Here is a 9,210-nt window from a genome sequence, read left to right as displayed (position 1 = left end):
AGTGAGATTGAATCTCACTAGTCTTTATAAAAAATAAAAAATAAAAAATAAGAATCATGCTTAGATTGATTTTAGTTATTGTTTTGGTCTGGACTAGTGTAGGTGTATGGGCGCAACAAGATGCTCAGTATACGCAGTTCATGTTTAATAAATTATATTTTAATCCTGCTTATGCGGGAAGCAAGAAAGCGCTGTGTATTGCTGCTATTTATCGAAACCAATGGATGGGAATAGATGGAGCACCTCAAACAGCAACTCTAAACATCCATGCGCCTGTATGGAAACGTCGAATGGGGCTAGGATTGTCTATAACCAACGATAGAATTGGTTTGACCGATCGTTGGAACTTTGACTTGAGTTACGCTTATCGAATTCGATTTAAGAACGAATCTTTTTTGAGTTTAGGCTTAAGAGGTACAGTCTCTTACATGACAATTCGTTGGGATAATGCCAAATTAACACAGACAGTTGATCAGTCGGTTCCTGCAGCTGTGTCCAGTAAGGTTTTGCCAAATTTCGGAGCGGGAGCATATTATCAGGCTCGCAATTGGTATGTTGGTTTTTCAATGCCTCGACTGTTTAGAAATCGAATTGACTTTAACAACAATGCCAATTCGTCTATTGAGCCAGAGTTAGAACAGCATTATTTTTTGATGGGAGGAGCTTCTTTTGAAATTGCTAAAAATGTGCGTATTCAACCCAATGTATTGCTTAAATATGTTCCTGACACGCCTTTTGATGCGGATATAAATTTGAGTTTTGTCTTTTTCGAAAAAGTATTGGTAGGGGTTACGTATCGAGTTGGGGATTCTATAGATGGGTTGATCCAGTGGAGAATAGTTCCTCAATTTACTATTTCAGCTGCGTATGATTTTACCTTAACTCCTTTACAACAATACAATGCGGGAAGTATAGAGGTGATGTTAGAGTACTGTTTTTGTTGTATGAAAGGCAAGCGATTACACAATCCTCGCTTTTTCTAAAAAACAATCTTTTAGTAGTCTAATGATTAAACAATTGTAGTAGGGTAGCTAACTACCAATTAAAACTATGTTAGTTAAAATTAAAATTATTAAGCATGAAATATAGTATACTTATTGTTGTGTTGATATACTGTTGGCAACCAGTATGGGCGCAAAAAACAAAAGGAAATAGTGCTAAAGCGGAGCGGTACTTCAAAAACCTAGGGTATGCAGAATATATTGCCCTGATGGGAGGCGGAGAATGGACTAAGTACGATAGAGAGACATTATCTAAATTAGGGGTAAGCTATCGCAAAGTAGGGGATTTTAAAAATGCAGAGAAGATTTACCGCACTTTAATTGAGCAAGGAGATGATACGCCGCTATATAGGTTGTATTACGCACAAGCTTTGCAAGCCAATGGCTATTATTTTAAGGCAGGAGAGGAGTACAAAAAGTGCCATCAGGCTTTAAAGGCAGATCAAATTACAGTAGAAGATGAGCGAGCAATAGAAGGATACGAAGCTTGTAATCAAGTTGCTGATTTCAAAGCCAAAGGAGCTGTAAAACTTCGAAATGTAGAGGAATTAAATACAGCTAACTTAGATTTTAGTCCTATGTATTATCAAGATGGGCTAGTATTTGTTTCTACCAGAAAGATGGCTTCTTTAGAAAAAGTAGATCAGTGGTTGAATGAAAATTGTATGGATTTGTATTATGCACCTTTAAATGGTACTCGATTTTCAGAACCTAGCACCTTCTCAGATCAATTGAATACAAAATTTCATGAAGGACCAGTTACTTTTACGGATGATGAGCAGCGAGTATTTTTTACTCGCAATAATTATCAAAATGGAAAGCGTGGGAAAAGCAAGGACAGAATTACCAAATTAAAGATTTATTCCGCTGTTCTCAAAAAAGGATTGTGGAAAGAAGTAACAGAATTGCCTTTTAACGATGACAACATTGATGTTTGTCATCCAGCATTATCGGCTGATGAACGTGTTATGGTTTTTTCTAGTAGCGAAGGAGAGAACAGTCAAGGAGGAATGGATTTATATGTGAGCTATTGGGTAGGCAATAACTGGACAACACCTGTTAATTTAGGACCAGATATTAATACCGCAGGCGATGAAGTGTTCCCTTATATTTATGCAGATGGACGTTTGTATTTTTCCTCTAATGGTCATGGAGGTGTAGGGGGCTTAGATTTGTTTATGGCAATGTCAATGGGAAATGATACCTTGACCAAATGGTCTTTTCCGATGAACATAGGGGTACCTTTTAATTCTCCACACGATGACTTTGGGTTTATTTTAAATCCAGAAGGTACAGAAGGGTATTTAACGAGTAATCGTTTAGGAGGAAAGGGACAAGATGATATTTATCATTTTCAATTGAATGAAGCTTCTTTAGAATCAGTTAAACCAAAGCCTTTGATGCCAATTGAAATTTGTGTTTATGACAAGGCTACGAACGCCAGAATAGAAGGGGCTACTGTAACGATTCGTAAAGCTAACTCTGCTACTTTGTCGGATGATTTGCGTGAAAAAATAGGAATTAAAAACGGGCAGAATATTATATTAAGCCTTACCCCTGTCCGAGAGGGATCCAATGAATATGTCATTCAGTTGAAAGGTGACGAGGATTGGATCGAAGGATTAAATGAAGAAAAAGGTGAAGTGTATGAAACCGATGATGAAGGAACTTTCTTATACAGTTTATATGCCAGTCAAGAGTATGTTTTTGAAGTGAAAAAAGAGGGGTATTTGGAGGTGCAAGAATACTTCTTGATGCCTGCGGATATTGAACTTGAGGAATTTTGTGTAGGTATGAGTAAAGGAACAGATGTCTATGCAAACTCTTGGAATTCCAATAATTCGAACAATTCCAATAACCCAAATGATCCTAACAACCCTAATGGTACGATTAATCCAAATGGCAGTAATCCTAATTATAACATAGACCCTAGTAGTTTGAGAGGCCCAGACGGAAAGCCATTGCCCAAAGGACAACCTTATGTAACAGGAGTGGTCTTAAATAAGGAGTACAACCGTCCATTGCCTAGAACAGAAGTTACTTTATTAGATCGTTGCACAGGAGAAGAGTCTGTCATTACAGTAGACAAAACAGGATTATTTGCTTTTCCATTGGAATGTGGGTGCGACTATGTGGTAAAAGCACGCAAAAATAACTTCATAGGCTCCAATAAGATTCTTTCTTTAGTAAAAGCCGAAGATTGTAAGCCTGTTGTAACTGAATTGTTGATGACGCCAGGGTTTGACAAACTAGGAGAACCAATTACCATTGCTGGACAGACGATAACAGAAAGCTTAAAGGAAGGAGACATCATTCAAATGAGGGATATTTTTTATGATTTTGATAAATATTATATCCGAGACGATGCTTCTCCTGATTTGGATCGCTTGGCAGCCTTGATGCAGCAATTTCCTAGTATGAAAATTGAATTGTCATCACATACAGATAGCCGAGGAACGGATAAATACAACAAGCAATTGTCAGAGAATAGAGCAAAATCTGCCAAAGAGTATTTGGTTCGAAAAGGAATTGCTGCTAATAGAATAAATGCTATTGGGTATGGAGAAAATCGCCTTCAGAACAATTGTAAGGATAATGTTGATTGTAATGAATACGAACATCAACGCAACCGACGTACAGAAGTGCTAATTACGTCTTTTGACCAAGCTGAATACATCAAAGTTTATTATCAAAATAATGAACCTACACGAGTGGACCCTAAAAGAAATTAAAGTTTTTTTCCACTTGGTGTTCAAGTGATTTGGTGTAACAAGTATAATAATGATGAAGATGACTGCCAACAATTTGTTGGCAGTCATTTTTGATTTTAATAGGAATTGTCTAGCTCATAAAGTAACAAGTCTTCTATTTTTTGCATACATGATAGAGGTATACTGCTTGCTTTTTAGAAAGGTATGCCGTTGAATTTATTGTTTAATAATTGGAATGTAAATTATGTTAATTCATAATGTGCAATGGATAAAAATAGGCTTTTGTGAATAACAATAGGTATAATATCAGTACTTTACACAATTAATATATATAAGTCCAACAAACTACTAATGATATAATATGAACCCCCCGAGATACTATTTTATTAATATGGTACATACAAAATTAGGATAAACACTTGCTTTTTAGGTAGCTCCCAATGCTTAAAAAATTACTCAAATTACACCAATATGACACACTCAAATTACACTAAATGGGTATTCCTCTGCTTTTATTTTTGCTTTTATTACTCTAGTAATGCACAAACCTTAGATTGGGTTGGAAGCATCGCCAATCCCCTACACAATGTACAGCCGAATGCTATTATTGAAGATAAAGCAACCAACATCTATGTAGTAGGTCGATTTAGAGAAACTGCAGATTTTGACATGGATGCTGGCGTTACCAATCTTTCTTCGGCTTCTAATTACGATGGCTTTGTTGCCAAATATGATTTGAATGGCGCTCTAATTTGGGCAATGAATCTAGGAGCTACTACTACTAGTTTTTCTGAAAATACAAGAGTATATGATGTAGCAGTAGACGGTGCAGACAATATTATTATAGTAGGACAATATAGAGGCGCAAATGTTAATTTCGCTCCAAGGGGAGGCAATGCAGTTTCTCTAACAAGCAATAACACAGGTAGTTTTTCAGATGCTTTTGTTGCCAAATACAATGCATCAGGGCAGTGTATTTGGGCAATGGGAATGGGCTCGACCAGTTCTAGTGATGAGTTTTTAGGAGTGGATGTAGATGCGGCTAATAATATTTATGTGATTGGACGTCTGGACGATAATTTGGGAGGAGGCATCAACATTAATTCCTTAGGAACAGCGCATTTTCTGAATACATCTAACAATAGTAGTGATGCGGTCTTAATTAAGTATGATGCCAATGGTATCCATCAGTGGGATTTAAGTATAGGAGGAACGGACCTGGATTATGGTTATGATGTAAAGGTTGACGGTAGTGTCGTTTATTTAGGAGGACGTTTTAGAAATGCAATTACTGATTTTAATCCTCTAGGAACTCCTATACAACGCACTCCTGTTGGCGGTTATGATGCTTTTTTAGCACAGTACAATACTTCAAATGGTTTGTGTAACTGGGTAGTTGATTTTGGCTCTACTGGAACAGAAAGAGTCGAGGAACTAGAAATAGATTCGGATGGAAATGTATACATTACTGGTGCTTTCCAAAATACGGTTGATTTAGACCCGATAGGAGGCAGCAATAGTATCAGTGCACAAGGAGGAAACGACATTTTTGTTTCTAAGTATAATTCATCAGGAGTAAATGTATGGGGATTTGGAATTGGTGGAGCCAATTCAGACGAAGGTTTAGATATATCTATTGACGGTTCAAATTTGTATCTAACGGGTTATTTTGAGAACGCAATGGATTTTGACCCTAGCCCAAACACAGCAACGATTACAGCACAGGGAGGAGCCACTAGTGATGAAGCTTTTTTAGCAAAATACACGACAGGTGGAGCTTATCTAAATGCTTTTGCGATAGAAGGGGCGGATAATGATAGAGCTTATGGCATTGATGCTAATAACAATAGGATTTACCTGACAGGTTATTTTGGTGGTAACAATGTTGATTTTGATCCTAACGGAACGGCAACTCTTAGTGCTGCAAGTACTTCTCCTAATCACGATGGTTTTGTGGTCGCTTATAGCGATGTTCCTCCAGCAGGTCCAGAGGTAGCTATTGTAGAGTGGTTGGCAAATCCCTCTGGAATAGACGCAGAAGAGGAGTGGGTGGAAATTTATAATTATGGCAGCGCTGCGGTTAATTTAAGAGGGTGGCGTTTGAAAGATGAAGATACTGATAATGCCCTTATTTCGGCAACAGATTTGTTTTTACCCGCTGGAGCATCTTTAATCTTAGCAAGAGATAAAAGTGAATTTGAGCAACATTGGATGAAGGGCTGTGCGAATAATCAAGTAGTCGAAGTTGCAATGATATTAAACAACGGTAACGACGAAATTGTATTAGAGGATGATTTAGGTACTGTTGTTTGGTCGGTTGCCTATCAAAATGATGAAACAGAGGGGCGTGCAACGCACTATACAGAGGTAACTTATACGACAAGCGTATTTGGTAGCAAAGCTAGTCCGGGGGTCAATCGTTCTGGAAATGATGTATCGGGAACCTTGGGATATGAACGCAATGATGCAACGGCAGATGCCAATGCTTTTGCCAACGATATTGGTGACATCGGCAGTCCTCTTTTTGAGAGTAGAATCGATGAGAATAGAGGAAATAGCGTGCTTTTAGATGGGGCAAATGATTATATTGATTTAGGAGCAACAACAGCTTTAGAAAATCAATCTGGTTTTACGTTTGAAACATGGATTAAGCCGATTACGATTGATGTAAATTCAGAACGTATTTTCTCGAAGCGTTTGAATAATACTAGTAGGATTGAAATTTTCTTGGGGAATGGAGGAACAGAGGCTACCAACCAATTTATAAAAATTAGTATTTGTAATGGAACAAGTCAAACAGCTAATGCCCCTAATTTGTCGGTTCCTGTTGGTGAATGGACGCATATTGCTGTTACTTTTGATGGCACCGCTTCGGCAGGAAATCGCCTTAAATTCTATGCCAATGGTATTCGCCAATCGTTGAGTTCGGATCCTGTTGCAACAACAACTCCTTCGGGAACAGGCAACGCTCATATAGGTAAGCGTTCTGATAATAATAACAAACCATCTAACATTGAGCTGGACGAAATTCGTTTGTGGAACCTTGCTAGAACAGAGCAGTTGATTCGAGAAAATATGCACTTGACATTAAGCGGCTGTGAGACAGGGTTGGTTTCCTATTATCAATTGAATGAAACATCAGGTACTGCAACAGAAGATGTGGTAGGAAATAATCCTGCCACCTTGGTAAATGGTGCTGCACGAATAAGTTCAGGGGTGAATACAGGCAATTCTAACCCTTCCAATAGTCAAACGATTGCAGCTATTGCTACGACAGGAGTTCAGTCTTTTTCTAATGCTCATTTGGATATTGATTTTACAGCAAAGACAGGGGCAGAAGATATAACCGTAACCTATCAGAATTATACTCCGAATACAATCTCAGGAGCTACTGCAACCACTATTTATAACAATCCTACTTGGACGATCAATAGTTCCTCTACAACAGGGACCTCTACAGGAAACTTTACATTTACTTTTCCTTCGGGGACATTTAACAGTTTAGATCCTCTAAAATACCGTTTGTATCACAGAGCAATGAACGCAGATGGAGCTTGGCAAGAAATAGCGATTGCTTCTGCTTTGACAAATACGACGGTTACATTTCTTAATATTGAAGTGTTGGGACAGTTTATGGTGGTTCAAGAAAGTGCAGATGGGATAAGTCCTGTTAGAGGAAATATGTATGCCTTTGATGGTGTAGATGATTATATTGATTTTGGAAATTTAGCAAGGTTTAATATGACCAATAATATCACCTTAGAAGCATGGGTTAAAATGACAACTACTAGTGGTGATCAGAAAATTATCACTAAGTTTGGAGATGTAGGTGGAGATGATGCTTATGCCTTGCAAGCGATTAATGGAGAACCACAATTTTTGCTCAATTTTGGTCCTACATGGGTAACCGTTGCCGCAGGGATGACCATGGCAGCGAATGAGTGGTATCATATTGTTGGTGTTTATGATGGCACCGCAATGAGGATTTACGTTAATGGAATAGAGCAAAACTCTATCGTACAATCAGGAACCTTTGATGTCTCGGCTTCTACCTTCAAAATTGGAGGTTGGGCAGGCGTTGGTCATTGGAATGGTTGCATTGATGAAGTTAGAGTTTGGAATGCAGCCCGAACCCTATCGGATATTCGAGAAAATATGCATTTAACACTCAAAGGGACAGAAGCCAATTTAGTCGCTTATTATCAATTTAATACAGATGATCCAACAGGTACAGCCAACGGTGTCAAAGATGCTTTGGGCACCGCCCATGGGGTAACGGTTAATATGACTAATACAGCTTATCAAGCTTCGGAGGTGGCAGTAGCTGGAGGTATTTCTCAAACGCTTACGATTCCCAACATTGGACCATTTACAGCGAATTATTCGAGTGTGGGAATGGGAATAGAATTTGGAGCAACAACACCAGATGGAGATGTGGTGGTTTCTAGATTAGAAACAGAAAGTCCGCACGGTGCCAATACTATAGGAGGGCAAGCAGATGATGAATATTTTGTGATTCGAAACTATGGCAGCAATACCACTTTCACAACCTTAACAAGTTTATCCTTACTCAATGTTGGTTATATTGACCCTTCCGATGCTGCTCAACCAGAGGCTTCTTCTCCCTTAGGTGTTTACAAAAGAGCTTCTAATGATTATGGAGCTAGTTGGGGAAGTGCCTTAGCGAATGCAAATACCGCTACCAGTGGTCATAATGGAAGTGTCGTATTTGATAATTCCGCAGGAATTACTAGCTTTAGTCAAGTTGTGTTTGCCAATGCCAACGGTGGTTTGCCAGTAGAGTTAATAGAATTTAAGGCAACTCGCCAAAATGTAGATGAAGTGCTGTTAAATTGGGCAACTGCTACTGAAATTAACAATCAAGGATTTCAAATTGAACGCATGTTGGAAGGAGAGAGCTCCTTTAGTGAGATTGGATGGGTGAATGGAAAAGGGAATTCGGTTGTAACCAATCATTATCAATATATAGACGAAAATAGTAGCTTGGAAACTAGTTACTATCGCTTAAAGCAAATGGACTTTGATGGAACTATCAGTTATTCAGACATTAGAGCAGTAAATGGTCAATCCAGTGGAAAGTACATCGACTGGAAAATTTATCCGAATCCTGTTGGGCAGGAATTGCACCTTACTTTTAAGCAATTGCCCAAACAAGTATCTAATGCTATGTTTTCTATTTTGAATATGGAAGGTAAACGGTTGTACGAACAAAAGCATTCGATTCAGACCAATCAAACAATTGTTTTAGATTGTGTACGTACGTTGCCTAGTGGTACCTATACGTTTGTCTTAACAACGGATGATGATGAAATATCTACTTATAAATTTGTAAAAGAGTAAGCTCTAGGTTTTAGTAATGAGTAATATTTTTATCTGATTTAGAATGGTGCAAATTTCGGAGATAGGAAATTTGCACCATTTTTATGGTGTCAATTGCCAATAGGGAATTAGAGCATCTATTGTTTGACCATTTTAGC

The 9,210-nt window shown here is 38.2% G+C and carries 3 protein-coding genes; all 3 read left to right on the top strand.

Annotation, left to right across the window (positions count from 1 at the left end):
• The first annotated feature begins 56 nt into the window (after window positions 1-56).
• The 3 genes from QP953_RS26415 to QP953_RS26405 all read left to right on the top strand — a co-directional run bounded on the left by QP953_RS26415 (window position 57) and on the right by QP953_RS26405 (window position 9,073).
• Window positions 57-983, top strand: a complete 927-nt coding sequence (locus QP953_RS26415) for a type IX secretion system membrane protein PorP/SprF (RefSeq protein WP_052596811.1) — start codon at window positions 57-59, stop codon at window positions 981-983.
• 95 nt (window positions 984-1,078) lie between these two features.
• Window positions 1,079-3,733 carry an OmpA family protein gene (locus QP953_RS26410; RefSeq protein WP_309553420.1) on the top strand — a complete coding sequence of 885 codons (2,655 nt, stop codon included), beginning with the start codon at window positions 1,079-1,081 and terminating at the stop codon, window positions 3,731-3,733.
• 450 nt (window positions 3,734-4,183) lie between these two features.
• Entirely contained in the window at window positions 4,184-9,073 is a 4,890-nt protein-coding gene (locus tag QP953_RS26405) for a LamG-like jellyroll fold domain-containing protein (protein ID WP_309553419.1), read from the top strand.
• Window positions 9,074-9,210: the final 137 nt, after the last annotated feature.

Origin of the sequence: Aureispira sp. CCB-E (assembly GCF_031326345.1) — a bacterium.
Taxonomy (GTDB): domain Bacteria; phylum Bacteroidota; class Bacteroidia; order Chitinophagales; family Saprospiraceae; genus Aureispira.
This window is presented reverse-complemented; position numbering and strand designations above follow the sequence as displayed.